Source organism: Sorangium sp. So ce693 (assembly GCF_051521375.1).
GTDB lineage: Bacteria > Myxococcota_A > Polyangia > Polyangiales > Polyangiaceae > Sorangium > Sorangium atrum.
Genome location: NZ_CP150347.1, coordinates 9,189,977 through 9,215,424, shown reverse-complemented (window position 1 = coordinate 9,215,424; position 25,448 = coordinate 9,189,977). Strand labels below are relative to the sequence as shown.

Genomic DNA, 25,448 nt, shown 5'->3' with positions numbered 1-25,448 from the left:
CCTCGGATCACCACACCCCGTGCGCCACGAGGCCGATCTGCCCTGGCGTTGCGGCCGGCGAGAACGCGACGCGGGCTCCCGTGGGCTCGGACTGCAGAAACGAGAAATCCGTGAAGAACGAGGCGACCGTCATGGCGCCGACCACGCCGCTCGCCACCACCATCGCCGTGCCGAGTGCGGCGAACCGATCTCGCTCTCGCCGGAGGACCGCTAGCTCGTTGCACGCTGAAGGCGGCGACGGTTCGCGGCACGCCCACGGCGTGAACCCGAGCGCGTCCAGCTTGCTGTTGCGCTCCTTGAGATCGCCGTTGGATGCGCTCGCGCGGACCATGAACAGGGCGCCGAGGGAGGCCGTCGCCGTTGTCAGACCGATGCCGGCGATACGCGCCGGCCCGAGCCACGATGCTGCCGGCCCCGGGGCCTGCGGCTTGACCGGTCCGCTCTTCCTCGCGCCCGGAGCCGGCGCGCGCGCGGGCGCGTCGGCCGCGCGCACGAGCTGCAGCGCCGCGCTGACCGTCTTCCCCGCATCGACCTCGACCCGCTGCGAGCCCTCCCCGTGCCCCGACAGCCGGGCCCGGAGCGTGTACGTGCCCGGCGCGACGAACAGCTCGTGGACCGTGGCGCCCGTGCCGACGGGCTCCCCGTCCAGGAGGATCTCGGCGTCGGGCGGGGAGGCAGCCACATAGATCCTGCCGACGTGCTCGATCGCCGTGTCGAACGCCCGCGTGAACCTGTCGAGGAGCGCGCGACTCAGGGCGGCGTCCTGCTCGAGGCTCCGCCCCAGGTGCTCGGCGGCCTCCCGGTGCTTGCCCTGCTCCAGCTCGCAAAGCCCGAGATAGCCGAGCACCTCGGCCCGCTGCACCGCGGTCATTACGGCGGCGTCGGGCGCCGCCAGGACGGCTTCGAAGCTCGCTTCCGCCTCGGTCCACTTCCGTGCGCCAAAGGCAATCCGGGCCTTCTGGCGCGCCTTCATCGCTGCCGCGCTCTCGGTCAGCGCAGGTGCTGCGCGCGCGAGCCCGATGCCGCTGCCCAGCACGCCGAGAAGGCAAATCCCGGACAGGGCCGAGCGCAAGAGCGTCATGCGGCCCACTTTATCAACGAGGCTGTCGGCCCAGCAAGCGCGTGTGGATACCGAGCGCTGCGCTTTTGCATGATAAATCCAACGTCGCCTGCGCAATGATTCAACGGAGCCGTGGCCTTCTCGTTATCCCCCTGCGGACGCACCTTCGCGCACCGTTCTTCGTCGCACCGGTCGATTGGGTCACCTCTTTTCGCGCCTGAAGCATCTGGACGTGCATGGATGTGAGCACCTCCGCGAGCCTGCCCATCGCGGCCCCTGGTACGCTTGGTTCCGATCGCTTCCGCCGGCTCGCGCGCGCCATGCGCGTGCCGGCTCAGGACGTCGACGACGTCATCCAGGACGCGTGGCTTCGCATCCTGGAGAACCGCGCGCGCATTGGCCTGGCGAGGGACGCCGCGGCGTATGTGGACGAGCTCGTCAGAAACGTGGTGCGCAACAGCCGGCGGCGATCGCGCCGCCGGCAAGAGGTGATCGCACCCCTCCAGGACGAGGATCCTTCGGACGAGCGGCCGGGCCCGGAAGCCTCCTTGATCGCCCGCCAGCGGGCTTCCGTCCTCTGGCGCTTCATCGACAAGCTCGACGACGCACGTCGCACGGTCTTCATCGAGCACGAGCTCCTGGGCCGGACGCTCGCCGAGATCGCCGGGGCGCACGCGCTCCCCGAGAACACCGTCAAGTCACGGCTCGCTGCCGCCTGGGACAAGATCGAGCAGGAGGCAGGGCGCTGGCAGGCGGCGCAGCACCGGCGCAGGCAGCCCGCGGTGCCCTGCTTCGTGCCCTTCTTCTCCGGTGCCTGGCTTCGCGACGCCTTGCGCGGGCTTCGCCGGTTCAAGCTGCATGGGACGGCGGCGGCGGGGCTCGTGCTCGGGGCGGGCGCTGCCTGGCCCGGCCCAGCGGCTGGCTTCGTCGAAGCGCCGCTGCTCGCGGCCTCGGGGCGCGCGCAGCCCGCGCTCGAGATGCCGGCGGCGCCTGCCGACCAGCGCGGCGTGGGGTTGGGCCGACCCGAGAGCGCGATCCGGCGAGAGGCCGTCACGGCCTCCGCCGTGTCTGCCCATCAGGGCAGCACCACGACGGCTCGCGCGGCCTCCGCCGCGGGCAAGGTGTCGCCCCGGGCGCACTCCGGCGCGGCGCATGCTCGGATCGATCCGATGCTCGAGCGCGCGCGAGCGATGCTCGAGCTCGGGACCACCGAGGGACAGCTCTCGGCGTGCCGTCTCCTGCACGAGCACCGCGAGCGTCGTGGTCGCGGAGAGCACACCGCGGAGCGCGACGCGCTCCTCCGGCGGGTTCGCTGCGAACGCCACGGGTCGATCGGGGCGCAGAGGTGATCGCGTCGCGCGTGGGGTGGCGGGATGATGGGCCAGAGAGGGCGACTCTCGCGCGCCACGTCTCCCTGGTCGTGCCCGCGCCGCGCGGACGTCACGGTGGATCGACGACCACGAGCGGTCTCAGTCGTTGGAGGGAACGCCGGCCAAGACCCTTCACCCGCTGCAGATCATCCACTTTCCGGTAGCGCGTAGGTAAAAGAAGCTGGATCGCTGCGCGAGGAAGTGTAGCGGGTGAACCGAAGTGGCGGGACCGCGCGCGTCGCGACGCCTCGTTCATGGGTCGAAAGAGCGGGTCGAGCGTGCCGCAGAGCGTGCAAAGGGGCGCATCGGCGTGCCGCGGGCACACGTCGCCCTCCAGGCGTTGGTCTGGCCCGGAATGTTCTTGCGGCTATGGGGCGTCCCCGAGCGCCTTGCGGCGCAGGACGGTGCTCTTCCAGTACGGCGGCCCTCGGTTGGGTGAGCGGCCTGGAACGTCGGTTGGCTCGCCGACCGAGGCCGCTTGACAGTAGGACATTTATGTCCTACTGTCCTGGCAACGGAGGTCGCGGTGATGGCGAAGGCGTGCGTTGACGACGGGGACGAGACGAGGGTGCTGCTCTGGGCGACGGGCCGAGATCCGGTGTCGTTCGATCGGCTCTCCCCTCAGGGGGCGCGCTCCCTCGCTGAGCACCTGGTGGCGGTCTCGACGGAACGGGCTCTGCTGGAGCGGCAGGTGCTGCTGCTGCTCCAGCAGCACGCCACCATCTGCGAGGTCGAGCAGCTGGATGCCGCTCGATCCTGGATGCACCTGATCGCCGCAGGGGAGGTACCGGAGCAGACGTTGGGGGTGCACGAGGCTACGCTTCGCGGCGTTCCGCTCGCGGTATGGAAGGAGCGCTATGGCGACGACTCAGACGGACGCGTCAGCTACGAGCGCCGCCGCACCGAGGCGACTCTGCGCCTGGCCTCGGCTCTACTCATAGCCCGCACGTCCAAACGGCTGAACGATGTTGAGATTGCATCGATTCTGACCGACGCTACCGCTAGTTGGGTGGGAGCCTCGCTCTCGGCGCCGGCCGCGCAGCGGGCGGCAGACGCCGATGCCGCCGCCGTCCGCGATGCGCTCGCCGCCGCGTCCGGCAACGTGGAGCGCGCCGCAGAGGCGCTCTCCGTGAACCGGAGGACCCTCGACCGCCGCATCAACGCGCTCGGGCTGCGAACCTGGCTCACGGAGACGTACTCTCGCAGCGCGAGGCAACCGAGGCGCGGCGCCTAGACTAGTACTACAGCCGTACTTGCGGCCCATTTGCGGCTGTAGGCGTGCGGACGTACAGGGATTTCTCGACGATTTTGATGCCTACAGCCGCACCTCGAACCAAGTACGGCTGTAGTACTAGGCGTATCAGCGATAGCCGTAATTCAGGTTGCCTATCATGGCTTGCACGACGTCGTAATTGGGCCCAGCCACGAAGAACGTGGCTACTCCCCTGCCTGGGGCGCACGTGATCGCTGCTCCATAGTCGCCCGTGGTCGCCAATACGCTGTGTCCAACAATCACGATGTTCTGGTAACCATAGCGCCCAAAGTCCACCTGAGCCGTAGCTAGGCACTGATTCAGGTCTAGCGGCGCTTCTTTCCACACCGAGCTGACAACCGGAGGAGCCGCGCGTGCCATGGCAGGTGCAGACAACATGGCGACGACGACGAGAGAGGTGCTGCCGATTTTCATGAATTTTTCAATCCTTCCTGCACGCCGACGCGAAACCTTCTTTCACGCCGCTGCTGGTGGATCCATGGGGCCGCGAGCCCGAGCCGCAATGGGCAGCGGGCTGCCCAGCGATTCCCCGCGCCTACTCGCCAGATCACCGGGCAGCCATGCAGGTTGTTGGGAGCTCGTCGGCGCTCGCCCTCATGGGCCAAACCGTTGAGCGCGATGGCATGCTCGCCACTTTCTCTGGTTCGCTCGCCGGGGGTGTCGAGAGAGTGGCCATTAGTCTGTCACATCCTCATGAATGCTTGGGCCTCGTGAGCGTGGGGGCTGAAGGTCACGGGACCGATGGGCGTGCAGTCTGGCCGCGCGACGACGCACAGCGACACCGTCGCCGCCCCGGGCGACGAGGCGCCGGCTGAACCGGCGGCGTCCGGCGCTGCGACCCCCGCAGCGCCGAACGGCACGGCGGCGCCTGCTGCGCTGAACGGCACGGCAGCACCCGCGGTGCTCGGGGCCGCACCGAACGGCACGTCGCCGCCCGCCTCCGCGGCGAGCGCCTCCCGCTCCCAAGGATCGGCTGCCCAGGCGAACGCACCGTCGGAGAGCAGGCAGACTCCCCGCTTGCGGCGCCGTTCGCGAGGCGGGATCGAGCTAGTCGCCGCCCGCGCACGCCGGCTTGGGGGGGCAGCGACCTTCCAGGATGTCGCGGCACACCTTGTCGCGCTCCTTCTTGTCGACCGCGCCGAGCGCGGCGTAGATCTGCTGCGTACTGCACCCGAGCGAGCCCTCGGCCATGAGCGGACCGCACGCGTCGAACACCTCCGGCGCCGGCAAGGGCGCGCAGAGGACCTCGCAGGCCGCGATATCCGCGAGCTCGATCGGGCATATGGCCGCATAGAGCGTGCACATCGCCTCGCACCGCCCGACGCACCCGGCGTCGCCCTCGGGGCCGAGCGGCCCGGCCGCGGTGCAGCCGGCGGGATCGCCGGCCTGCGCCGCGCGGCACCCGGCATACCCCTCGGGCGACGGCATCGCCTCGCAGAGGGTGCAGCACGCCTCGACCGACGGATACTGCGGCGTGAGCTCGCAGAGATCCATCGACCGGGCGCAGTGCGCCGAGCACGCGGCGATCTCGCACGGGCCGCCCTCCTGCGTGGGCGGAGTCCAGCTCTCCGGGCTCCCGTCGCCGGCGTCGCCCGCGGCGGCGCCGCTGTCGATGCCGTCGCCCCCGGCCGAGGTGGCGCCGTCCTCGCCGTCGGGCAGCGGGGCGACGACCTGACACCCGGCGAGCCACGCGGCGAACACGCAGGCGGCAGCGCGGCGTGCCCTCACAGCGTCCCTCGCATGCTGATGTAGCCCGGACCGACCGCCCAGGTGACGCTCGACTCCGGAGCCTTCGAGCGCTCCATGCCGAGGGCGATGCCGCCGACGGCCGCGCCGGCGATCGCGAGGCCGAACCCCACGTTCGAGACCCAACCCAGGGCGTTCGCGTCGCCGCGCGTGCCCGCGGAGCAGTCCGAGGTGCCCTGCCGGCACGCCTCGGTGAGGTCGCTCCTCGCGCTCAGGTAGGCCGCGCCCACGCCGATCCCCACAGCCAGCCCGGCGCCCGAAGCGATGAACCCGCCGACGGCCCACGGCGAGACGCCGTGCGGGCGGGGCTCCGGCGTGAGGGCGACGTCGAGCGCCGTGGTCTCCCGCTCCGGGACGTAGACCCGCTGCCGGGCGCCGACGTAGCCGTCGGCCTCGACCTCGACCCAGTGGTTGCCAGGATCGATCAGGGTCCCCTCCGAGGAGACCTTCACCTCCTGGCCGTCGACCCTGAGCCTGGCCCCGGCGGGGCTCGGCACGAGCCGCACCTTCAGCCGGGGGATGCGGTCGTCGAGCTCGTCGCGCAGGGCGTCGGCGCGGCGCCGCGCCTGCATGAACGGCCAGGGCTCCCCCGGGAGCGCGCGCGACGAGGCGATCGCGGCCGCGAGCTCGCGCGCCTCGCTGAGCCGGCCGATCGCGGCGAGCGCCTTCGCGACCTCGATGGAGGTCGAGGGCACGCGGACGAGCTGCTCGGCGCGCTGGTAGGCGCGGAGCGCCTCCGCGTACCTCCTCAGGATGAAGAGCTCGTCGCCCTGGTACACGAGCTCCCGGGCGTCGCGCCGCGCCTTCTCGTCCGCGGCGCCGCTGGTGTCCGCCGCGTCGCCGGCGAGCGCCGGCGGCGCCGCGAGGATCAGGCTGGCGATCACCATCAGCGTGCTGGGCCGGGGGCGCATGGGTCTCCTCTCCTGTCAGAAGCCGAGATCGCGGCGCCAGCGCGTGCGCGTCGCGACCGTCTTGCCTGGCGTCGCGGTCGGCGCGGCGAGCGCCGCCGTCGGGGCGTTCTGGGCGCCAGACACGGCCGGCACCCCGGCGTCGGCTACCGCCCTGACCGCAGGCTGCGCCGTGGCCGCAGCCCGCGCCTCGGCCTGGGGCGGCCGGACGTCGGCCTGCGCCGTGGCCGCGGCCTGCGCCTCGACCTGCGGCGCCGTGGCCGCGGCGTGCGCCTCGACCTGCGGCGCCGTGGCCGCGGCCTGCGCCTCGGGCTGCTGCGCGATCGTGGCGCACTGGGCCGCGGGCTCGACGGCGGGAGCGGCGCGCCCAGGCGCTCCACCCGCCACCATCGCGAGCGACGCGGACTGCGCTGCCGGCGCGGTCCGGGTGACGCCGGAGGCCCCAGCCCACGCCAGGGTGCTGAGGCCCATGACGGCGCCCGCCGCGAGGGCCCAGGTGCGCGTCCGCGCCCGATGCCGAGGCGAGCTCATGCCCGCGCCCAGCGTGCCGAACGGCATGAGCGTGGTCACGAGGGACGAGAAGCCTTCGCCCGAGCAGAGGGACTCGCGCGGGGGCATGACCTCGGTCTGGGCGGGCCGCGTGCCGCGCGGGGCGGCGACGGCGGCGTCCAGCGCATCGAGGACGGCGCGGGCGCTCCGGGCGCGGCGCGCCGGGTCGGGCTCGAGCAGCGAGAGGACCCAGGCGTCGATCGCGGGCGGCACCTCCGGGGCGAGCCGGGACGGCGGCGGGGGCGGCCCGCGGTCGATCGCCACCGCCACCGCGGCGACGGTGGCGCCGCCGAAGGGGATCTGCCCGGTCAAGCAGAAGTAGGCCACGACGCCGAGGGCCCAGAGATCGCTGTGCGGTCCGACCCGCGCTCCGCCCGCCATCTGCTCGGGCGACATGAAGTGCGGCGTCCCCAGGATGGCGCCCGTGACCGTGAGCCGCTCGGCCTCGTCGGCGGTGTCCTTGGCGATGCCGAAGTCGAGCACCTTCACGAAGGGCTCCCGCTCGCCTTCGACGAGGAAGATGTTCTCCGGCTTGATGTCGCGGTGAACGATGCCCGCCTCGTGCGCCCTGGCCAGCGCGGCGCAGAGCTGGCGAAGGATCGAGACGGTCTCCTCGAGCGAGAGCCGCCGGCGGCGCTCGACCAGATCTTGCAGCGTCTGCCCTTCCAGGTGCTCCATCACGATGTAGGGGACCCCCTGGTCGGTGAAGCTCACGTCGAACACGCGCACCACGTGCGGGCTCTGGATGCGGGCCGCGGCCTCGGCTTCCCGGTGGAGGCGCACGATGGCCAGCGGGTGGTCCATGTACATGTCGCGGAGGAACTTCACCGCGACGTGGGTCCTGAGCGCGACGTGCTCGGCGAGCCAGACGCTCCCCATCCCTCCCTGGCCGAGCGCGCGGATGAGGCGGAGCTGGGAGCCCACGTGCATCCCCGGCAGCGGACCGCGCTCCGAGCTCGACGCGGTGTGGCAGCCTGCCTCAGCTGGGGCGATCAGGCAGGGCGATGGCTGGGTGGCCTCGCCTATTCCTAGCGTCTTGCTCATGCCGGAGCCGGCTTGCACGCCTCGAGCCATCGCTCCGGCGGAGGGGTTGCCGGGACATGCGCCGGTGTCGGGGGGTCCTGACGTGGCGTGGAGCCGCGCTGCCTGGCGCGCTCGTGACAGTTCGCTACAGGCGCGGTAGCGGCTGCGGCGCGCGCCGTCGACACCGGCTCACGGACGGCTCGCGGCCGCCGTCGTCGCGGGCTCCACGCGCCGCCTGTCGCCGGAAACCGTGACGTAACGCGAGCTGCGCTGTCGGTGGACGCTAGGACGCTGGACGCGACAAGGGCGCGCGTCGAGCAGGGGCTTGTCGTCTGCGCGCGGAGTCACCACGCTTGGGGGCTTGTCGTCCGCGCGCCGGGTCACCAGGGTAGGCCGGGCGATGCAGCCTCTCCTCCTCTGTTCCCTGCTGGCTGGCGTCGGCCTCCTCGCCGCGGCGTGCGACTCGCGTCCCGCGGAGGCGCCCAGGCCGGTCGCTCTTCCGCCCGTCGCTCCGGGCGAGCTCCGCAGTCCGGAGGCGTTCGCGGCGATCCGGGACGACGACGCGCGCGCGGCCTCGCTCTTCCTCGAGGCGAGCAAGGTGCTTCTCCACCCGCGCTGCGTGAACTGCCATCCTCACGATGGCGTCCCGCGCCAGGGCGACGCCGGCGAGCGCCACAGCCCGCCGGCCGAGCGCGGTCCGAACGATCGCGGGGTGGCGGCGATGGAGTGCACCTCATGCCATCAGGCGCAGAACCTCGAGCTCGCGCGCGTCCCCGGGGCGCCGGGCTGGCACCTCGCGCCGGCGGAGATGGCGTGGCTCGGGCGGTCGCCGGCGGCGATCTGCGCGCAGATCAAGGATCCGGCGCGCAACGGCAAGAAGACGCTCGCGCAGATCGTCGAGCACGCCGAGCGCGACGAGCTCGTGGCGTGGGGGTGGGCGCCCGGCCATGGCCGCACGAAGGCGCCCGGCTCGCAGGCGGCCTTCGGCGCGCTCGTCGACGCATGGGTGAAGGCGGGCGCGGCGTGCCCGCCCGAGGAGTCCCGACGATGATCATCCTGAAGGTGAACGGCGCGGAGCAGAGGCTCGACGTGGATCCGGACATGCCGCTCCTCTGGGTGCTGCGCGACGTGCTCGGCCTCACGGGGACGAAGTACGGCTGCGGCCAGGCGCTCTGCGGGGCGTGCGTCGTGCACCTCGACGGCGAGACCGTGCGCGCCTGCGTGACGCCGGTGAAGCGCGCGGCGGGCGGCTCGGTGACGACGATCGAGGGGCTCAGCCCCACCGGCGATCACCCGCTGCAGCGCGCGTGGGTGGAGCTCGGCGTCCCGCAGTGCGGCTTCTGCCAGGCGGGGCAGATCATGAGCGCGGCCGCGCTCCTGCGGAAGAACCCGCGGCCCTCGAACGACGACATCGACAGGTCGCTCGCCGGCAACATCTGCCGGTGCGGCACGTACACGCGCATCCGCGCGGCGGTCCGCAAGGCCGCCGGCCTTCCCACGGAGTGAAGATGGAACAGCAACGCGTCGTCCTCCTCCGCCGCTCCTTCCTCGCGGGGCTCGGGCTCGCGGTGGGCGGGCTCGCGCTCGGGGTCGCCGAGGCCGCGCCGCCCGCGCGCGGCGACGTCGACAGGCCGCCGCCTGCGCCGCCCACGCCCGGCGGCGCGAAGGCGCAGCCGGGGCTCCGGACCGGGGTGTTCCTCCACATCGCGCCCGACGGGACGGTGTCGATCGTCTGCCACCGGTCGGAGATGGGGCAGGGGATCCGCAGCTCGCTGCCGGTCCTCGTCGCCGACGAGCTCGGCGCGGACATGGCGCGGGTCAAGATCGTGCAAGCCGAGGGCGACAAGGCCTACGGCGATCAGAACACCGACGGCTCGCGCAGCGTGCGCGGCAGCTACGAGCCGATGCGGCGCGTGGGCGCGACCGCGCGCGCGATGCTCGTCGCGGCCGCGGCCAGGAGGTGGCGCGTCCCCGCCGCGGAGTGCGTCGCCCAGCAGCACGCGGTCCACCACGCGAAATCGAAGCGCTCGCTGGACTTCAACGAGCTCGTGGCCGACGCGGCGAAGCTCCCGGTGCCCGACGCGGCGTCGGTCGCGCTCCGCCCCACCTCGGAGTTCAAGCGCGTCGGCGGCCTGCTCCCGCTGCTCGACGGCCCGGCCATCGTCACGGGCGCGGCCCAGTTCGGCGCGGACGTGCGCCTGCCGGGCATGCTCACCGCGGTCATCGCGCACCCCCCGGTCGTGGGGGGCAAGGTCGTGCGGTACGACGGTGCGCGCGCGCTGGCGGTCCCGGGCGTGAAGAAGCTCGTGGAGCTATCGGCGCCGAAGGGCGTCGGGGTGGGGTTCCAGCCGCTCGGGGGCGTGGCGGTCGTGGCAGACACGACGTGGGCCGCGATGCGCGGCCGGGCGGCGCTGGAGATCGTGTGGGATCACGGCGCGAACGCGTCGTACGACTCGGCGAGCTACCGCGAGGCGCTCTCGCGCGCGGTGCGCGCGCCGGGCAAGGTCGTGCGGAAGGTCGGCGACGTCGACGGGGCGCTCAAGGCGGCGGCGCGCACGGTCGAGGCCGAGTACTACGTGCCTCACCTCGCGCATGTGGCCATGGAGCCGCCCTCGGCGGTGGCGAAGGTCGACGCGGACGGCTGCGAGGTGTGGGCGCCGACGCAGAACCCGCAGGCCGCGCGGACCGAGGTGGCGCGGGCGCTCGGCGTCGACGAGGGCAAGGTCACCGTGCACGTGACGCTCCTCGGCGGCGGCTTCGGCCGGAAGTCCAAGCCGGACTACGTCGCCGAGGCGGCGCTGCTCGCGCGCGAGGTCGGCGCGCCGGTGCGCGTGCAGTGGACGCGCGAGGACGACGTGCAGAACGGCTACTTCCACGCCGTCAGCGCGCAGCACCTCACGGCGGGGCTCGACGCGGGCGGCAAGGTGACCGCCTGGCTGCACCGGACGGCGTTCCCGCCGATCCCGTCGACGTTCGACGCGAGGGTGAAGACCCCGAGCGAGAACGAGCTCGGCCTCGGCGTGCTCGATCTCGCGCTCTCGGCCCCGAACGTCCGCGCCGAGGCGTGCGACGCGCCGGCCCACGTCCGGATCGGCTGGCTCCGGTCGGTCTGCAACATCTTCCACGCCTTCGCGGTGCAGAGCTTCATCGATGAGATCGCGCACGCGCGGCAGGCCGATCCGCGCGAGGTGCTGCTCGAGGTGCTCGGCCCCGCGCGCCATGCGACGCCCGCCGAGCTGGGCGTCGACAAGGTCCCGAACTACGGGGCGTCGATCGAGCAGCACCCGGTCGACGTGGGCCGCCTCCGGCACGTCATCGAGCGGGTGACGGAGCTCTCGGGGTGGGACGCCGCGCGCAAGGCGGGCCGCGCGCTCGGCCTCGCCGCGCACCGGAGCTTCCTCACGTACGTGGCGGTCGTCGCCGCGGTCTCGAAGGACGCGCTCGGCAAGGTGAAGGTTGACGAGGTGTGGCTCGTCGCGGACCCCGGCACGGTCATCAACCTGGACCGCGTGCGCGCGCAGATGGAAGGCGCGGTGGTCTTCGGGATGAGCATCGCGCTCCACGGCGCCATCACGATGAAGGGCGGCGCGGTCGAGCAGACGAACTTCCGCGACTACCCGGTGGTGCGGAGCCCCGAGGTGCCGGCGCGGATCCACGTGGAGATCGTGAAGAGCGACGCCCCGCCCGGGGGCGTCGGCGAGCCCGGGGTGCCGCCGGTGGCGCCCGCGATCGCGAACGCGGTGTTCGCCTTGACGAAGACCCGCGCGCGGGAGCTCCCGCTGCGGCGCCTGGGGCTGTGACGGGAGCGGCTGCGGCGGGCCCCTTCTCGTGAGGCGGCCGCGAGCGCGAGCCAAAGAGCCCGGGGCGCCGCGCTGTCCGGCGATGCCACGAGGCGGCAGGCGCACCCGCTCGAGGCATCCCCGTCCGGCGACGAGTTGGGGATCCCGCCGAGGAACCCTTCCGGTACGACGCGCCCGAACCTGTTGTTGCTCTCGTCCGGATCCTTCGTGTCGCTGCGGGCGGTCGCCCATGTCTCGACCCTCTCCCCTCGATAATCGAGCTTGCCACGCACGGTGATGGGCCAGGAGTCGAACTTTGTCAGCTCCGCCAGCTCGCAAGACATCTTGCTCGCTTGCACGGCGCAGTCCGCATCCTCGTCCGACGTCCAGGTGACGCCGACCATGCCCTCAGGTAGCTCCTGCTCCAGGCGCACGCGACGCGCCGCCGAAGCGCCGTGGGCCGCTCACGGTGGAGCTCGATGGTTTCAACGTCGAGGCGGCGGTGCGCATCGAGGGCTACGACGACGAGGGGCGCGAGCGGCTCGTCCGGTATTGTGCGCGTCCCTGCTTTGCTTTGGAGCGGCTCAGCATCCTCCGCGACGGTCGGGTGGCCTATCAGGTGAAGTACCCGCGGCGAAAAGGAACGCATCGGGTGATGACGCCAATTGTGTTTCTCGCGAGGCTCGCCGCGCTGGTGCCGCCGCCGCGCCATCCGCTGGTGCGCTACCATGGTGTGCTCGCGCCGCATGCGAAGCAACGCAACGTCGTGGTGCCGAAGGCGACGGGGAAGGCGTGTAAGGGCGAGCAGCGCGCCGGAGCTGATAGCGCGGGCAGCGATGACAAGAAGACGACGAACACGCCCATGCCGACGAGGCAGGCGCCGAAGGGGCCGGCGAGAGGCATGGAGAAGCCGTCCCTATCCGCTTGCCCGCGGCCATCGCGTCCAACCCGGCAGACCAGGACATCTGGTTTCAGGACACGATGGGGATCGGATACACGCAGATTCCAGGCAAGCCGCCCATGCACGTTGTGATGAATGCCCAGCGCGGCAATTCCGCGGACAACGTCGCGCCGACGCTGCTCGCGCCGAACCTCGGGCTGATCACCGTCGGATCGCCGCGGAGCCGAGCGCGCGGCGTCGGCGCGCTGCGGGGCGCGCGCGCCGCGTGCCCGGCTCAACGAACGCGCGCCCGTACCATCCCGGCTATTACGCGGCGTTCGTGCTCGATCCCGACGGGAACAACATCGAGGTCGTCCATCACGGGCCGGCGAACAGGTCGGCGGACGCGATCAAGATCACGTTCTGAGCAGCGCGAGCCCCGTGCCCCTCGGGTCGGCGGCATTGGCGACCTCACGAAGCGAGGCGACGCGGAGCGCGCTTGACATCAAAGCAGGACGCGTCGTACAATCCACACTGGACCGAGCTTAACCACTGGAGCAGCATTGAATACTTCAAAGATTACGGCGGCGGCGGGCGCGCTCGCGATCGTCTCGGCCACCAGCGTCGCGCGTGCGGATTGGTACATCGAGGCCGAGACCATCCAGTCTAACTTGTATCCGTACGCGGTCGGGTACGGCTGGGGCGCCAACGCCGACGCGTTCCTGCAGCTCAACTGGGACGGCGGACCTTACAAGTACTTTTACGTCGGGACCGCGGGCTCGTATGTCCTCCACGCGCGCCTGGCCGGCTCGATCTGCAGCGGCTATCCGGCCGCGCTCTTCCTCATCGACGCCGTGGCCCGCGGCCGGCGCCCGATCGGCACCGGCTGGACGCATCAGACGTCCGATGCAGTGTGGCTCGAGGCGGGTTGGCACTCCTTCGCGGTCGCGCTGGAGAACGACTATGCCGCGGGGGGGTGCGACCGGAACATCTGGTTCGACGCGGCGTGGATGTACGGCAACACCTCGATATGACGCCCGCGCCGCGCCGCCTCGAAGGGGTGTGCTGTCCCGTTTCGTGATCCGAGAGCTCCTTGCGGCGGCCCGTCGCGCCGATGGTCACGTCGCCGGCTCCTCCACCTCGATCCGCTTCCACCTGGCGCGCCGGTGGGGTCCGGCTGTCACGCGCTCGGCGGCTGCTCCGGCGCGCCCGGCGCCGCGGCCGGCGGCGGCGTCGGCGCGGCGGGCTCGTCCTCGCCGGTCTCCGGGTTCACGTCCGCGATCGCGCGCCGCGCGCGCAGGTAGTGCCCGACGGCCTCGTCCTGCTGGAGAATCGGCGCGAGCAGCGCGAGCCGGGCCGCGGTCCCCTCGCGGGTGCGCTCGTGGTGCTTGCCCAGGATGATGGCGACCGCCTCGAGCAGGAGCCCCTGGCCTTCCGCGCACGTCGATGCGCTGGGCGGCGGGATTCGCCTCCGTGGCCACGGGCTCGCCGGCCCAGCGGCGCTCCAGCGCGCGCGTGGCGAGGTCGTGTTCGACGGCAGTGGCGCAGTGCTTCACGAGCTCCGTGAAGCGCTGCTCCTTGGCGATGGCGCGGACCTGACGGAGCGCGAACAGCCGGCGGCCGGTGGTGAGGACATGCAGGTTGAAGATCGACTCGAGCGTACCATCCATGGAATCCTCCCTTCGGGGGAAGCGGCGAACGTGCATGGAAGAAGCCCACGGTCGGCAAGCGGAAATCATTGAATGGTGAGCGGATAGCACGGAATCGACGCGCTCGACCCAGCGAGCCATCGAGCCATCGAGCCAGCGCCGCTCACCGTGGCGCTTTTACGGACGCGCACGCACGCGCGCAGGCATGCGGGGCGGGGGACGAAAAACATCCCGCAACATACCGGACGTCGCCACCTCACTTCGATCCGAATTTGACCATACAGTCCAGGTGCTCATGGATCCGACGACCTGGACAGCGTATCCGACGCCCGCCCCGCCGCGTCAAGGAGACCGAGGCAGGAGCGTACGGGCCCCCGATGCCATGGCAGATGCATCGACGAGGAGGTCCCGCACGCCGCAGCTCGCGCCAGCGCGGCGGACCGCACGCCAGCGCCGCGGCGCTCACGCCCGCGCGAGGCGACGGCGATGACATGCAGAGGATGCATGGCGGACATGCAGATTCCGATTTTGAAAATGTATTTACAATGCTCCAGATGTCCGTCGGATCTACTCCATGCTGGGCACTGCGCACCCACGGGCGAGCTGGCCTGCCGCGATGGGCATCTCACGCCGTACGCCCGCCCGAGCGCGCGGGGCCCAGCATCTCCGAGGAAGGCATCATGATCGACACCAGCATCTCGTCGACGCAAGTCACGTCTCGTCGCACCCGGCGCGCCGCCCGTCACGGCGACGCTCTGGCCCTCTTGTTCCTCGGCGCCCTCGGCCCGGTCGTCGGATGCGCCGACGACGAGCTCGCGCTCGAGACCCCGGTCGAGACCTCCGCTCAGGAGCTCGCGAGCATCCCCAGCATCCCGGACGAAGCGCTCCAGAAGACCCTGGCGCCTCTCCGGGCCCTCGAGGCCCCTGGCAGGGTCTACCTGAAATCCGTCGAGCAGACGCTCTCCGGCTCGGGGACCTTCACGCAGATCGTCCACGTCTATCAACCCGACACGAACGGGGAGAGGATCCGGTTCGAGGTCGCCGCGAAGACGTCGACGGGGCAGGTGGACACGAGCCACAGGTTCGAGGCCGTCAAGGCCATCTCGCGCCCGGGAGAGCCTGACCAGAGCGTTCACGACCAGACGAACAGCAGCGGCCAGCGCGTATACGAGCTCTCCAGCTCACGCCAGGGCTGGTACCGCTTCGAGTTCAGCTACGTCGCCCCGAACGCGGGCCGCACCCTGAGCTTCAAGGCGACCGACGTCTCCGGGAACTCTCTGAAGATCGGCTGGGTCGACCCCCCGAGCGCCGCCGTGCAGGTCAAGGCCAAGGTCGCCGTGGATGGCTCGGCGTCTCCGGTGTTCCTCAAGGGAGGCGCCTACAGGAACACCGATCCCAGCCAGTTCGCCCATGCCGACAACGTGAAGCTGAACGGCAACCTGCTCTATCGCCGCGGGTTCGATCAGGGTCGTTACAACTTCCCGCTGGGGCAGCTGAACGCGGCGGAGCACACGCTCGAGTTCTCGCTCGGCGCCAGCAACTACAATCCTGCCAAGTTCTGGTTCGGCGTCAGCGAGAAGAGCTTCGCGCCGACGGGCGCCAAGACGAGCTGGGACCGGGTCCAGTTCCTCTACCAGGGCGCGATGCGCACGGGCGACTACGACGCCTGGAGCGAGGGCGTGGCCTTCGCGCAGGGCTCCACCGTCACGAACGGGGTCCGTCCTCCGCCCGTCCGCCGCGGCACGACGTTCTCGGTGGCCGTCGAGGACTCGAGCCTGAACGGGACCCAGAACGCGACGCTGCGGATCATCTCGGACGCCACGGGCGCGGAGGTCCCCTGGGCGAAGTCGCTGCCCGCCGAGGGCGACTACAGGGGAGGGATCTTCACGAGCGGCGCGTTCTCCAGCCGGAACCGCGAGCACTGGCGGATCACCGTGCCGGGCGACGCGCCCGTCGGACGCTACTTCGTGCGCGCCTTCGCCCCTTCGGGCGCCCGGATCGGTCAGGACGTCGTGTTCTACGCGATCCACAACCCCTATCCGCTCGTCGACAGCGGCGCCATCTCCAAGGCAGAGCTCGAGACGTACGGCTACGACGAGGACGAGGATGGCGTCAACGTGCACGGCGCGTACGGCAGCGATCAGGACAACATCCGCGACCACTTCACGGTGCTCTACGAGTGGTCGCCGCCGTACGAAGTGCACACGAAGCTCACCGCGGCGTTCCGCCGGACCACGGACGAGTCGAAGTTCTCGTTCCTGGATCACGCCGTGGCGGCAGCGCAGGGGACCACGAGCGAGTTCGAGACCATGCGCCGGCTGTATCGCCTCGTCACGCAGCGTTACCGGTACAGCCAGCCGACCAACCAGGGCGATGTGTCATCCATCTTCCTGAGCGATGGACTGGATCCCGCCGAGTCGCTCCAGTACGGAAAGCCCAACTCGCAGCTCACCTGGGAGGACGGAGTCATGGGCGCCCAGTGCTATGACTACGCGCCGGTCCTGGCGGCCATCGCGCGCAGCGCGGGTGTCCTTTCCCGGGTCGTGTCCAGCAACGGCAACCTCGGCGGCTGGGGGAACCATTTCTTCACGGAGGCGTACATCCCGACCGTGCCCCATCACGGCGGCAAGACGCAGAACAGCAGCTCGGCCCCGAACAGCGACACCGGTCCCTGGTACGTCTTCGACGCCACCAACCCCGATGCCTCCGGCAGCGTCCCGTATCAGTTCCTCTGGGAGCGCTACTCGGAGGGGATCGCGCCGCAGGCGCAGTACGGCAAGGCGGCGTTCGTGCTCTCGGGGTACAAGCCTCTCGGCACGACGACGAACACCGTCACCTGGGATCCGCTGGGCCCCACGGACGACGTCGGCGCGGACGACGTCCTGTCCCTGCAGGCCGCGTACGAGTCCGGACCGGACTTCTGGCTGACGCAGAGCGGCGTCACGGGCTACCTCGGGCGCGGCGAGAAGGACGTCTATCGCATCAGCAAGGCGACCACGGGGGCAAGGGCGGTCTCCGTCAGGACGGTTGGCGGGAGCACCCTGCAGCCCGTGCTCTGCGTGGGGCCCTATGTCGATCCCAACGGCCCCCCCGTCGTGAACGAGCCCGACATGGCGCCCAGGTGGACCGTCTCCGTGCCGGCGCGCTGCGCGGATCGGGCGACGACCTATCCCCTGCCCGAGGGGGAGTCGTACGTCGTCGTCTTCCACGACCATGGCCAGCCGGATGACGCCTACCCCGACCCGAACGACAGGCTCAAGCTGGGAGACTCGGTCCAGTACGTCCTCGACCTCCAGTTCTGAACCTGCCGAGACCCCCTCCCGCCACGGCAGAGAGCCCTGGCGGGAGAGGGACCGCGGACTGCCCGCCGCTGTGCGACATGAGCGGCGGCGCTAACGCAGCCCGAGCAGCTGCTTCAGCGCTGGCAAGGAGCGACGGCTCACCGTCACGGTCTGACCATCGGAGAGGTGGAGCAGCGCACCACCAGCGTCCGGCGTCAGCGCCCGCACTGCGTTTGCACGAACGAGCTCGGCCCGGTGCACGCGGACGAAGCCGAAGGGCGCGAGGCGCTCCTCCAGCGTGCTCAGGCTCTCGCGCAAAAGATGCTCCTCGCCGTCGAAAAGGAAAGCCGTGTACTTGTCGTCGGCGCGAAAACGCGTGACGAGGAGGAGTCGCAGCCTTTCCCGCAGATCCAGCAGGCTGGTGCCGGTTCCACGGTGGCTGGAGCCGTCCGGCCCGGGGCCGTCGTCGAGCACGAACAGCAGCAGATCGTCGCCGGCGAGCTCGGCGCGGAGGGGCAACGTGCCGCCCTCTACGCGGCGGCTGGCGCCGTGCTTGACGGCGTTCTCCACGAGCGGCTGGAGCAGCATCGGTGGCACCTTGATGGAGTGGAGCGCCGGGTCCACGAGGATCGCAACCCGGAGCCGCTCCCGGAAGCGGATCGTCTCGACCTCCAAGTAGTCGGTCACGTTGGCGATCTCGTCGCCGAGCGGAACGACGTGCCGCTCCGAGCCTTCGAGCGAGTAGCGAAAGAGCTTGGCGAGCCGCCCCAGGGTCTCCTCGGCGAGCTCGGGATCGGTGGCCGGCAAGGTGAAGGTCGACGAGGTGTGGCTCGTCGCGGACCCCGGCACGGTCGTCAACCTGGACCGCGTGCGCGCGCAGATGGAAGGCGCGGTGGTGTTTGGGATGAGCATCGCGCTCCACGGCGCCATCACGATGAAGGGCGGCGCGGTCGAGCAGACGAACTTCCGCGACTACCCGGTGGTGCGGAGCCCGGAGGTGCCGGCGCGGATCCACGTGGAGATCGTGAAGAGCGACGCCCCGCCCGGGGGCGTCGGGGAGCCTGGGGTGCCGCCCGTGGCGCCCGCGATCGCGAACGCCGTGTTCGCGTTGACGAAGACGCGCGCGCGGGAGCTCCCGCTGCGGCGCCTGGGGCTGTGACGGAGTGTCGGGCCGGGCAGCGCGCCCTGCTCACGATGTCCCTCTTTTGCTCTACTGTTGATAGATGTCCCTGATGTTGATCTCCATCATCCTGTCCGGCTTCGCGAGGGGCGTGAAGCCGAACTGCCGGTAGAGCCCGTGCGCGTCCGCGGTGGCGAGCAACGTCCGCCGCAGCCGGAGCCGGCCGAGCGCCTCGGTGATGTGGGCGATCAGCGCTTTCCCGTACCCTTTTCGTTGCTCCGCCTGGACGATGAACACGTCGGCCAGGTACGCGAACGTCGCCTGGTCGGTGATCACCCGGGCGAACCCGATCTGCGCGCCCGCCTTGTAGACGCCGAAGCAGAGCGAGCCCTCGATCGCCCTCTCGACCACCTCCCGAGGAATGCCCTTGCTCCAGTAAGCAGAGGCCAGGAAGGTGTGGATAACATCGAGGTCGAGACGCGATTTGTCCGACGAGATGACGAGCTCTTCGTTTGTCTGGTGGTCCACGCTGGCGATCCTCCGTTGAGCTGAGGCTGCGGGGCCGAGCCCTCGTGGCCTCGTCGGCGACCCTTGTGTCCGTCGCCTCGGGGCACGCCATCCGAGGCGCCGGCCGGCGTCAAGGAGAGGCGGCCGGCCGCGCTGTGCTGCGCGCGCTCATGGGCGGTGTCGTCGCCGGCGTGCCACGGTGGCTGCGAACACGGGGGAAGAAGCATGCTCACGTTCCTCGGGGTCGCGGTCGTGGTCGTCGGCTTCGTGGCCCGGATCCATCCGCTCCTGGTCGTCGCGGCGGCCGCCATCGTGACAAGCCTCTCGGCGGGGATGGGCCTCATCGAGGGGATCTCCGTCCTGGGCAAGGCGTTCAACGACAACCGTTATGTGAGCCTTGTCTGGCTCGTCCTGCCGGTCATCGGCCTGCTGGAGCGCTCGGGCCTCCAGGAGCGGGCGCGCGCGCTGATCTCGCGGGTGAAGACGGCCACGACCGGGCGCATCCTGCTCGTGTACTTCGCGGTGCGGCAGCTCAGCGCTGCGCTCGGCCTGACCTCGCTCGGCGGCCACGCGCAGATGGTCCGGCCGCTGATCGCGCCCATGGCCGAGGCCGTGGCGGAGAACCGGTACGGACCGCTGCCGGACAGGACGCGCTGGCTGATCCGCGCCTCGGCGGCGGCGGCCGACAACGTGGCGCTGTTCTTCGGAGAGGACATCTTCCTCGCCATCGCGTCGATCCTGCTGATCAAGGCGTTCCTCGAGCAGAACGGCATCTTCGTCGAGCCGCTCCAGCTGTCGGTCTGGGCCATCCCCACGGCGGTGCTGGCGCTCCTGATCCACGGGACTCGGCTCCTCCTGCTCGATCGGCGGCTCCACCGCGAGCTCGCCCGCGCGGACGCGGGGAAGGCGCCCGAATGATCACGCTCGATGTCGTCTACGTCGTGGGAGGGCTGTTCTTCGCGGCGTCGGCCGTCCTGAGCGCGGTCGACCGCGAGAACTCGAGGCGGTGGAAGAACACCCTGTTCTGGGGTCTCCTGGCGATGAGCTTCCTCTTCGGCTCGCGCCTCGGGGATCTCGGCAACGGGGTGCTCGTGATCTCGCTCGTGCTCCTCGCGGGCGTCAGGGGCCTGGGCCAGGGGCGCCCCGCCACCACGACACCCGAGGAGCGGCGCGCCAGCGCCGAGCGGCGCGGCGACCTGCTCTTCATCCCGGCGCTGATCATCCCGGCGACCGCCCTCCTGGGCGCGCTGGTCCTCAAGCGGGTCGAGATCCGCGGCGCGCACTTGCTCGACCCGAAGCAGGCGACGCTGATCTCGCTCGCCCTCGGCGTGGTGCTGGCGCTCGTGGTCTCCGTGGCGTGGCTGCGCCCGCCGCTGCTCGCGCCTCTGCAGGAAGGCCGGCGCCTGCTCGACATCGTGGGCTGGGCGGCGATCTTGCCCCAGCTGCTGGCCGCGCTCGGGGTCGTGTTCGCGGCCGCGGGCGTGGGGGACGTGGTCGGCGAGCTGGCCGGGAGCGCGCTCCCGCGCGGCGGCCGCCTCGCCGCGGTGGCCGCCTATACCGTGGGCATGGCGCTGTTCACGGTGATCATGGGGAACGCCTTCGCGGCGTTTCCCGTCATGACCGCGGCCGTGGGGCTCCCCCTGATCGTGCGCCGGCTCGGCGGCGACCCGGCGATCATGAGCGCCCTCGGCATGCTGTCCGGCTTCTGCGGGACGCTGATGACCCCCATGGCCGCGAACTTCAACATCGTCCCAGCGGCCCTGCTCGGATTGCCCGATCGCGACGGCGTGATCAAGGTCCAGCTCCCCACCGCGCTGCTCCTGCTGATCGGCAACACGCTCCTCATGTACCTGCTCGTCTTCCGGCGCTGAGGTCGCCATTCCATGACGCACGTCCTGACACCCGAGATCGCCTCGCATTTCGCCGCCATCGCGCTCGGGCACGTGACGCGGGAGTATCCGAACAAGCTCGATCACGTCATGGCCGGCCCCGAGGACGTGAAGGGCCCGCGCGACCTTCACCCCATCTTCTACGGCAGCTTCGACTGGCACTCGTGCGTTCACGGCCACTGGCTCCTCGCGCGGATCCACCGCCTCTTCCCGGGCGTGCCCGGCGCCGCGTCGGTCCGCGGGCTGCTCGACGCACAGCTCACGGAGGACAAGGTCTCCGGCGAGCTGGCCTATCTGCGGCGGCCGTCGAGCCGCGGCTTCGAGAGGCCTTATGGGTGGGCGTGGCTGCTGATGCTGGCGGCCGAGCTCTCGCGGTACGAGACCGAGGACGGGCGGCGCTGGTCGGCAGCGCTGGCCCCGCTCGGCGACGCGTTCGCGGGGCGGCTCCTCGAGTACCTGCCCAGGGCCACGTATCCGGTCCGCGCCGGCGCGCACACGAACAGCGCCTTCGCGCTGGCGCTCGCGCAGGAGTACGCCACCGTGAAGGGCGACGAGCGGCTGTCGCTGCGCTGCGCCGAGGCCGCGCGCGCCTGGTACGGCGGCGACGCGGACTGCCAGGCGTGGGAGCCCTCGCAGGACGATTTCCTCTCGCCCGCCCTCGTGGAGGGCGAGTGCATGCGCAGGGCCCTGCCCGGACCGGAGTTCCGCGCCTGGTTCGCGCGGTTCCTGCCGCGGGCGGCGCGGGGCGAGCCCGCGACCCTGTTCGAGCCAGCGACGGTCAGCGATCGGAGCGACGGCAAGATCGCCCACCTCGACGGGCTCAACCTGAGCCGCGCCTGGTGCTGGCGCTCGCTCGCCGCGGCGCTTCCCGAAGGGGACGCGGTCCGCGCCCGCGCCCTCGACGCGGCGGAGCGGCACCTCGACGCCAGCCTGCCGCACGTCGCCGGCGATTACATGGGCGAGCACTGGCTGGCGAGCTTCGCCCTCCTCGCGCTGGGCGAGGGCGCTGATTGACGCGCCACGGGGACGCGCTGAGCTGTGCTCAGCGGCGTCCGGTGTTGCAGCGTCTATATCGCGGAGCGGGAGACGGGATTTGAACCCGCGACGTCAACCTTGGCAAGGTTGCACTCTACCACTGAGTTACTCCCGCGAACGGCGGTCCCATGGCTCAGGAAACCACTCTCGTGCGACGCCAACAGCGATGAGGCTGAGTGCGCCGGGACCTCCTCAGAGGCCGTCTCCGTCGATGGGGGCGCAGGAGTATCAACCGACGTCGCCATAGTCAAGCACGGATGTGCGTGGTCGTGGCGCTTCTCAGCGACGGAGATCCGGGCGCCGTGGTTTTCCGGGCTCCGGCACCGGCGGGGCCCGGTTGCCGTCGAGGGGACCCCTCGCACACCTCTACCCCGCGCCGCGCGCGTACTTCCTGAGCTTCCTGTAGAGCGTCGACGCGCCGATCCCGAGCTCCGCGGCGGCGCGGGCCTGGTTGCCGCCGTGCCTCTCGAGCGCCGCGAGGATCGCTCGCTGCTCGACGCCCTCCAGCGTCCGCGCGGCCGGCGCCTCGCCCGCCTCGCCGCCGGTCGGCGCGGCGCCGCGGACGTCGTCCGGCAGGTCGTCCAGATCCGCGGCGCCTCCCCGCGCCAGGGCGACCGCGTGCTCCACGGCGTTCTCCAGCTCGCGCACGTTGCCGGGCCACCCGTGGCGCTCCAGCGCGCCTTCGGCCTCCGGCGTGAAGCCCGCGACAGGCCGATCGAGCCGCCGCGACGCCGCCCCGAGCAGCGCCCGCGCGAGCGGCAGGATGTCCTCGCGGCGCTCGCGGAGCGGCGGAAGGCGGATCTCGATGACGCGCAGCCGGTAGTAGAGGTCCCGCCGGAAGCGGCCCGCCGCGGCGTCGGCCGCGAGATCGCGGTTCGTCGCCGCGAGGATCCGGGCGTCGACGGGGCGGCTCGTGTTCTCGCCGACGCGGCGCACCTGCCGCTCCTGGAGCGCGCGGAGGAGCTTCGCCTGCACCCCGGGCGGGGCCTCGCCGACCTCGTCGAGCAGCAGCGTGCCCCCGCGCGCCGCCTCGAACAGCCCGGCGCGGTCGTGGGTCGCGCCGGTGAACGAGCCGCGCGCGTGCCCGAAGAGCTCGCTCTCCAGCAGCGTCTCGGTGATCGCCGCGCAGTTGACCGCGACGAACGGGCCCGCGGCGCGCGCCGACGCGCCGTGGATGAGCCGCGCCACGCGCTCTTTCCCTGCGCCGCTCTCGCCCGTGAGCAGGATCGTCGAGTCCACCGGCGCGACCCGCCGCGCGCGGTCGAGGGCCCGCTGCATCGCCGGGCTCTCCGCGACGAGCGGGGTCGGCGGCTCGCCCCGCGGCGCGGCGAAGGGCAGGGCGCTCGCCTTCGCGACGAGCGCGCGCCCTGGTGTCGCCCTCCGGGGCGGCGCGGGCTGCGCGGGCTGGCCGAGCGACGGGTCGAGATCGCTCTCGCGGAAGAACGGCAGGTGCTCCTCGAGCGCGCCGCCCCACGCGGCGCGCGTCCGACCCTGGAAGTGGCAGACGTCGTCGCCCCGGCCGATGCACCGATCCTCGATGACGTAGACCGCCTCGCCCGTCGCCCGGGTCATGTAGCCGCTCGCGATGCCGGCGAGCATCCAGCACACCGGCTCGTCCGCGCGGCCGAGGTGCAGGAGGTGCTGTTCTGCCTCGTACGACGAGAGGAGGGTGGCGCCGCGCGAGGCGAGGGGCGTCGTGTCCCCGGGGGCGAGCCGGATGAAGCCCTGCAGCGTGTGGAGCAGGGCCCCTGCGCCGTGCAGCTCGGCGTCGCTGTCCCAGGCGAGCCGGGACACCATCGCCTCCGCCATCCGGGCGCCGTGCTCGACGCCGAAGCGCGTGAGCACGGCGCGCGCCCCCGCGTACCCCGCGAGCCGGACGAGCTCCTCGCGCAGCCTCCCGAGCGCCCCGGCGTCGAGGATGACCGCGCGCTCCCCGGCGAAGCGGACGACGCCGCCGCGCGCATCGACGTCGAGCAGCTTCCGGATGTCGAGATCGGCTGCGCGCATGGGACGACCTTTCAACGTGACAGGAGCGACCGGTCACCCTGACCGGCGGGCTCGCGAGGCGCCACGGAGGAGCCCCGGATCTCCCATGAAAGCGGCCTCTCCCGCGCGGGCCCGGCGTGTGCTCGGGGCCATCGCGGGAGGTCTCTTCGCATGAGCGAGCGCGTGGACATCATGACACCCGCCTTCCGGGCGGATCCTTATACGCCGTACGCTGTGATGCGCCGCGAGGCGCCGGTCTGCCAGGTGGATCCTGGCGGGATGTGGGCGGTGAGCCGGTACGCCGATGTCGCCACGGTGCTCCGGAGCCCGGAGCGGTTCTCGTCCCAGGGGTTCCGGGCCGCCTGGCAGCCGGCGTGGGTGGGGCACAACCCGCTCGCGAGCTCGATCCTGGCCATGGATGGCCCGGATCACGCGCGGCTCCGCGGCCTGGTGAGCCGGGCCTTCGGGGCGCCGGCGATCGCGCGCATCGAGCAGCGGGCCCGGGATCTGTGCGAGCGGCTCGCGGGCCGCCTCGACGGCGAGGTCGACTTCATCGCCGCGGTCGCGGCGCCGCTGCCGGCGTTCGTGATCAGCGAGCTGCTCGGGCTGGATCACGCGCTCGAGCCGCGCTTCAAGCGGTGGATGGACGACCTCCTGTCCGTGACGCCCGAGCCGGCGAGCGCCGAGCACGCCGCCCGCGTCCGCGCCACGATCGCGGAGCTCGACAGGTACATGGCCGACGTCATCGAGGCCCGCAGGCGCTCGCCCTCCGACGACCTCGTGAGCGAGCTCGCCCGCGCCGGCGATCTCCTCGGCGACCGCGAGATCATCGATCTGCTGGTCAGCATCCTCGGCGGCGGCCTCGAGACCACGACCCACTTCCTCGGCAGCTCGATGCTCCTGCTCGCGGAGCGCCCCGCGGAGCTCGAGCGGCTGCGCGCCTCGCCGCAGCTCATCCCGAGGTTCATCGAGGAGATGATGCGTTATGACGGCCCGACGCAGTCCGTCCCCCGGCTCACGACGTCGGACGTCGCGCTGGCCGGCGTGACGATCCCCGCGGGCTCGCTCGTGCTGGCCCTGGTCGGCTCGGCGAACCGCGACGAGCTGCGCTTCACGGATCCCGATCGGTTCGATCTGCACCGCGGGCAGCCGAGCCTGACCTTCGGGCACGGCGCGCACTTCTGCCTTGGCGCTGCGCTGGCCCGGATGGAAGCGAAGGTCGCGCTCGAGGTGCTGCTCCCGAGGATCGGCGAGGTGACCCGCGCGCCGGGCGAGATCCCCTACAACCGCACGCTCACCGTGCGCGGCCCCGTGTCGCTGCCGCTCCGCTTCAGGCCGGCCTGACATGCCAACGAAATGAGGGGATCTGTCAGGTCCTGTTCTGCACAATGGC

General features: G+C 71.6%; 19 protein-coding genes, 1 tRNA gene and 5 pseudogenes. 15 read left to right on the top strand and 10 right to left on the bottom strand.

The window, feature by feature from the left end:
• Positions 1–7: 7 nt before the first annotated feature.
• On the bottom strand, positions 8–1,081 hold the full coding sequence (locus tag WMF14_RS34460; protein ID WP_437793110.1) for a PEGA domain-containing protein: 1,074 nt from the start codon (positions 1,079–1,081) through the stop codon (positions 8–10).
• 215 nt (positions 1,082–1,296) lie between these two features.
• Here WMF14_RS34460 and WMF14_RS34455 point away from each other — a divergent pair, with 215 nt between their 5' ends.
• On the top strand, positions 1,297–2,409 hold the full coding sequence (locus WMF14_RS34455) for an RNA polymerase sigma factor (protein WP_437793108.1): 1,113 nt from the start codon (positions 1,297–1,299) through the stop codon (positions 2,407–2,409).
• Between the two features lie 550 nt (positions 2,410–2,959).
• Positions 2,960–3,664, top strand: coding sequence for a helix-turn-helix domain-containing protein (locus WMF14_RS34450; protein WP_437804347.1), 705 nt, complete (start codon positions 2,960–2,962; stop codon positions 3,662–3,664).
• Positions 3,665–3,790: 126 nt separating this feature from the next.
• Here the strand turns inward: WMF14_RS34450 and WMF14_RS34445 are convergent, their stop codons facing one another.
• From WMF14_RS34445 to WMF14_RS34430, 4 genes are all read right to left on the bottom strand, one after another.
• Positions 3,791–4,117, bottom strand: a complete 327-nt coding sequence (locus WMF14_RS34445; RefSeq protein WP_437793106.1) for a hypothetical protein — start codon at positions 4,115–4,117, stop codon at positions 3,791–3,793.
• Positions 4,118–4,750: 633 nt separating this feature from the next.
• On the bottom strand, positions 4,751–5,431 hold the full coding sequence (locus WMF14_RS34440; RefSeq protein WP_437793105.1) for a hypothetical protein: 681 nt from the start codon (positions 5,429–5,431) through the stop codon (positions 4,751–4,753).
• Positions 5,428–6,360 carry a PEGA domain-containing protein gene (locus WMF14_RS34435; RefSeq protein WP_437793103.1) on the bottom strand — a complete coding sequence of 311 codons (933 nt, stop codon included), beginning with the start codon at positions 6,358–6,360 and terminating at the stop codon, positions 5,428–5,430. Before WMF14_RS34435 ends, WMF14_RS34440 begins: the two co-directional genes overlap by 4 nt.
• Before the next feature lie 15 nt (positions 6,361–6,375).
• Positions 6,376–7,950 (bottom strand): serine/threonine-protein kinase, encoded by a 1,575-nt coding sequence (locus tag WMF14_RS34430; RefSeq protein ID WP_437793101.1) that lies wholly within the window; start codon positions 7,948–7,950, stop codon positions 6,376–6,378.
• A 379-nt stretch (positions 7,951–8,329) separates the two neighbouring features.
• Here WMF14_RS34430 and WMF14_RS34425 point away from each other — a divergent pair, with 379 nt between their 5' ends.
• Genes WMF14_RS34425 through WMF14_RS34415 form a run of 3 tightly spaced genes read left to right on the top strand, consistent with a single transcriptional unit; the run spans position 8,330 to position 11,729 of the window.
• Positions 8,330–8,980: an Isoquinoline 1-oxidoreductase subunit gene (locus WMF14_RS34425; RefSeq protein ID WP_437793099.1), complete on the top strand. Its 651-nt coding sequence runs from the start codon at positions 8,330–8,332 to the stop codon at positions 8,978–8,980.
• On the top strand, positions 8,977–9,435 hold the full coding sequence (locus WMF14_RS34420) for a (2Fe-2S)-binding protein (protein ID WP_272095274.1): 459 nt from the start codon (positions 8,977–8,979) through the stop codon (positions 9,433–9,435). The genes WMF14_RS34425 and WMF14_RS34420 overlap by 4 nt, the downstream gene beginning before the upstream one ends.
• Before the next feature lie 2 nt (positions 9,436–9,437).
• Entirely contained in the window at positions 9,438–11,729 is a 2,292-nt protein-coding gene (locus WMF14_RS34415; RefSeq protein WP_437793097.1) for a molybdopterin cofactor-binding domain-containing protein, read from the top strand.
• Between the two features lie 191 nt (positions 11,730–11,920).
• On the opposite strand, the pseudogene WMF14_RS34410 reads toward WMF14_RS34415, so the two are convergent.
• Positions 11,921–12,154, bottom strand: a pseudogene (locus tag WMF14_RS34410) (hypothetical protein); the annotation flags it as partial.
• A gap of 23 nt (positions 12,155–12,177) precedes the next feature.
• On the opposite strand from WMF14_RS34410, the pseudogene WMF14_RS34405 reads away from it, so the two are divergent.
• From WMF14_RS34405 to WMF14_RS34385, 5 genes and pseudogenes are all read left to right on the top strand, one after another.
• Positions 12,178–12,450: pseudogene (locus WMF14_RS34405) on the top strand (transposase); the annotation flags it as partial.
• Positions 12,451–12,689: 239 nt separating this feature from the next.
• Positions 12,690–12,767 (top strand): annotated as a pseudogene (locus WMF14_RS34400) (hypothetical protein); the annotation flags it as partial.
• 128 nt (positions 12,768–12,895) lie between these two features.
• Positions 12,896–13,015, top strand: a pseudogene (locus tag WMF14_RS34395) (VOC family protein); the annotation flags it as partial.
• Positions 13,016–13,151: 136 nt separating this feature from the next.
• Entirely contained in the window at positions 13,152–13,622 is a 471-nt protein-coding gene (locus WMF14_RS34390) for a hypothetical protein (protein ID WP_437793095.1), read from the top strand.
• A gap of 1,295 nt (positions 13,623–14,917) precedes the next feature.
• Positions 14,918–17,539, top strand: a complete 2,622-nt coding sequence (locus WMF14_RS34385; protein WP_437793093.1) for a transglutaminase-like domain-containing protein — start codon at positions 14,918–14,920, stop codon at positions 17,537–17,539.
• A 90-nt stretch (positions 17,540–17,629) separates the two neighbouring features.
• Here WMF14_RS34385 and WMF14_RS34380 read toward each other — a convergent pair whose 3' ends face one another.
• Positions 17,630–18,430 (bottom strand): LytTR family transcriptional regulator DNA-binding domain-containing protein, encoded by an 801-nt coding sequence (locus tag WMF14_RS34380; RefSeq protein WP_437793092.1) that lies wholly within the window; start codon positions 18,428–18,430, stop codon positions 17,630–17,632.
• Between WMF14_RS34380 and WMF14_RS34375 the strand changes: the two are divergent.
• A pseudogene (locus tag WMF14_RS34375) lies at positions 18,321–18,677 on the top strand (molybdopterin cofactor-binding domain-containing protein); the annotation flags it as partial. The gene WMF14_RS34380 and the pseudogene WMF14_RS34375 sit on opposite strands and share 110 nt — an antisense overlap.
• A 51-nt stretch (positions 18,678–18,728) precedes the next feature.
• Here the strand turns inward: WMF14_RS34375 and WMF14_RS34370 are convergent.
• Positions 18,729–19,166 carry a GNAT family N-acetyltransferase gene (locus tag WMF14_RS34370; RefSeq protein ID WP_437793090.1) on the bottom strand — a complete coding sequence of 146 codons (438 nt, stop codon included), beginning with the start codon at positions 19,164–19,166 and terminating at the stop codon, positions 18,729–18,731.
• Positions 19,167–19,370: 204 nt separating this feature from the next.
• Here WMF14_RS34370 and WMF14_RS34365 point away from each other — a divergent pair, with 204 nt between their 5' ends.
• The 3 genes from WMF14_RS34365 to WMF14_RS34355 are packed head-to-tail and all read left to right on the top strand — an operon-like array spanning position 19,371 to position 22,048.
• Positions 19,371–20,063 carry a DUF969 domain-containing protein gene (locus tag WMF14_RS34365; RefSeq protein WP_437793089.1) on the top strand — a complete coding sequence of 231 codons (693 nt, stop codon included), beginning with the start codon at positions 19,371–19,373 and terminating at the stop codon, positions 20,061–20,063.
• The gene (locus WMF14_RS34360; RefSeq protein WP_437793088.1) at positions 20,060–21,016 is read left to right on the top strand and encodes a DUF979 domain-containing protein; all 957 of its coding nucleotides are present in this window, start codon (positions 20,060–20,062) and stop codon (positions 21,014–21,016) included. Before WMF14_RS34365 ends, WMF14_RS34360 begins: the two co-directional genes overlap by 4 nt.
• Positions 21,017–21,028: 12 nt before the next feature.
• Entirely contained in the window at positions 21,029–22,048 is a 1,020-nt protein-coding gene (locus WMF14_RS34355; RefSeq protein ID WP_437793086.1) for a DUF2891 domain-containing protein, read from the top strand.
• A 64-nt stretch (positions 22,049–22,112) separates the two neighbouring features.
• Here the strand turns inward: WMF14_RS34355 and WMF14_RS34350 are convergent.
• Together WMF14_RS34350 and WMF14_RS34345 are read right to left on the bottom strand one after the other, a co-directional pair.
• A tRNA-Gly gene (locus WMF14_RS34350) sits at positions 22,113–22,184 on the bottom strand.
• 251 nt (positions 22,185–22,435) lie between these two features.
• Positions 22,436–24,076: a sigma 54-interacting transcriptional regulator gene (locus tag WMF14_RS34345; protein ID WP_437793085.1), complete on the bottom strand. Its 1,641-nt coding sequence runs from the start codon at positions 24,074–24,076 to the stop codon at positions 22,436–22,438.
• A 150-nt stretch (positions 24,077–24,226) separates the two neighbouring features.
• Between WMF14_RS34345 and WMF14_RS34340 the strand changes: the two genes are divergently transcribed.
• Positions 24,227–25,399 carry a cytochrome P450 gene (locus WMF14_RS34340; RefSeq protein ID WP_437793083.1) on the top strand — a complete coding sequence of 391 codons (1,173 nt, stop codon included), beginning with the start codon at positions 24,227–24,229 and terminating at the stop codon, positions 25,397–25,399.
• The last annotated feature ends 49 nt before the right edge of the window (positions 25,400–25,448 follow it).

Coding starts and splice junctions, on each gene's coding strand:
- WMF14_RS34460 (WP_437793110.1), bottom strand. CDS start 1,081: ATGACGCTCTTGCGCTCGGCCCTGTCCGGGATTTGCCTTCTCGGCGTG.
- WMF14_RS34455 (WP_437793108.1), top strand. CDS start 1,297: ATGGATGTGAGCACCTCCGCGAGCCTGCCCATCGCGGCCCCTGGTACG.
- WMF14_RS34450 (WP_437804347.1), top strand. CDS start 2,960: ATGGCGAAGGCGTGCGTTGACGACGGGGACGAGACGAGGGTGCTGCTC.
- WMF14_RS34445 (WP_437793106.1), bottom strand. CDS start 4,117: ATGAAAATCGGCAGCACCTCTCTCGTCGTCGTCGCCATGTTGTCTGCA.
- WMF14_RS34435 (WP_437793103.1), bottom strand. CDS start 6,360: ATGCGCCCCCGGCCCAGCACGCTGATGGTGATCGCCAGCCTGATCCTC.
- WMF14_RS34430 (WP_437793101.1), bottom strand. CDS start 7,950: ATGAGCAAGACGCTAGGAATAGGCGAGGCCACCCAGCCATCGCCCTGC.
- WMF14_RS34425 (WP_437793099.1), top strand. CDS start 8,330: ATGCAGCCTCTCCTCCTCTGTTCCCTGCTGGCTGGCGTCGGCCTCCTC.
- WMF14_RS34420 (WP_272095274.1), top strand. CDS start 8,977: ATGATCATCCTGAAGGTGAACGGCGCGGAGCAGAGGCTCGACGTGGAT.
- WMF14_RS34415 (WP_437793097.1), top strand. CDS start 9,438: ATGGAACAGCAACGCGTCGTCCTCCTCCGCCGCTCCTTCCTCGCGGGG.
- WMF14_RS34385 (WP_437793093.1), top strand. CDS start 14,918: ATGATCGACACCAGCATCTCGTCGACGCAAGTCACGTCTCGTCGCACC.
- WMF14_RS34380 (WP_437793092.1), bottom strand. CDS start 18,430: ATGCTCATCCCAAACACCACCGCGCCTTCCATCTGCGCGCGCACGCGG.
- WMF14_RS34365 (WP_437793089.1), top strand. CDS start 19,371: ATGCTCACGTTCCTCGGGGTCGCGGTCGTGGTCGTCGGCTTCGTGGCC.
- WMF14_RS34360 (WP_437793088.1), top strand. CDS start 20,060: ATGATCACGCTCGATGTCGTCTACGTCGTGGGAGGGCTGTTCTTCGCG.
- WMF14_RS34355 (WP_437793086.1), top strand. CDS start 21,029: ATGACGCACGTCCTGACACCCGAGATCGCCTCGCATTTCGCCGCCATC.
- WMF14_RS34345 (WP_437793085.1), bottom strand. CDS start 24,076: ATGCGCGCAGCCGATCTCGACATCCGGAAGCTGCTCGACGTCGATGCG.
- WMF14_RS34340 (WP_437793083.1), top strand. CDS start 24,227: ATGAGCGAGCGCGTGGACATCATGACACCCGCCTTCCGGGCGGATCCT.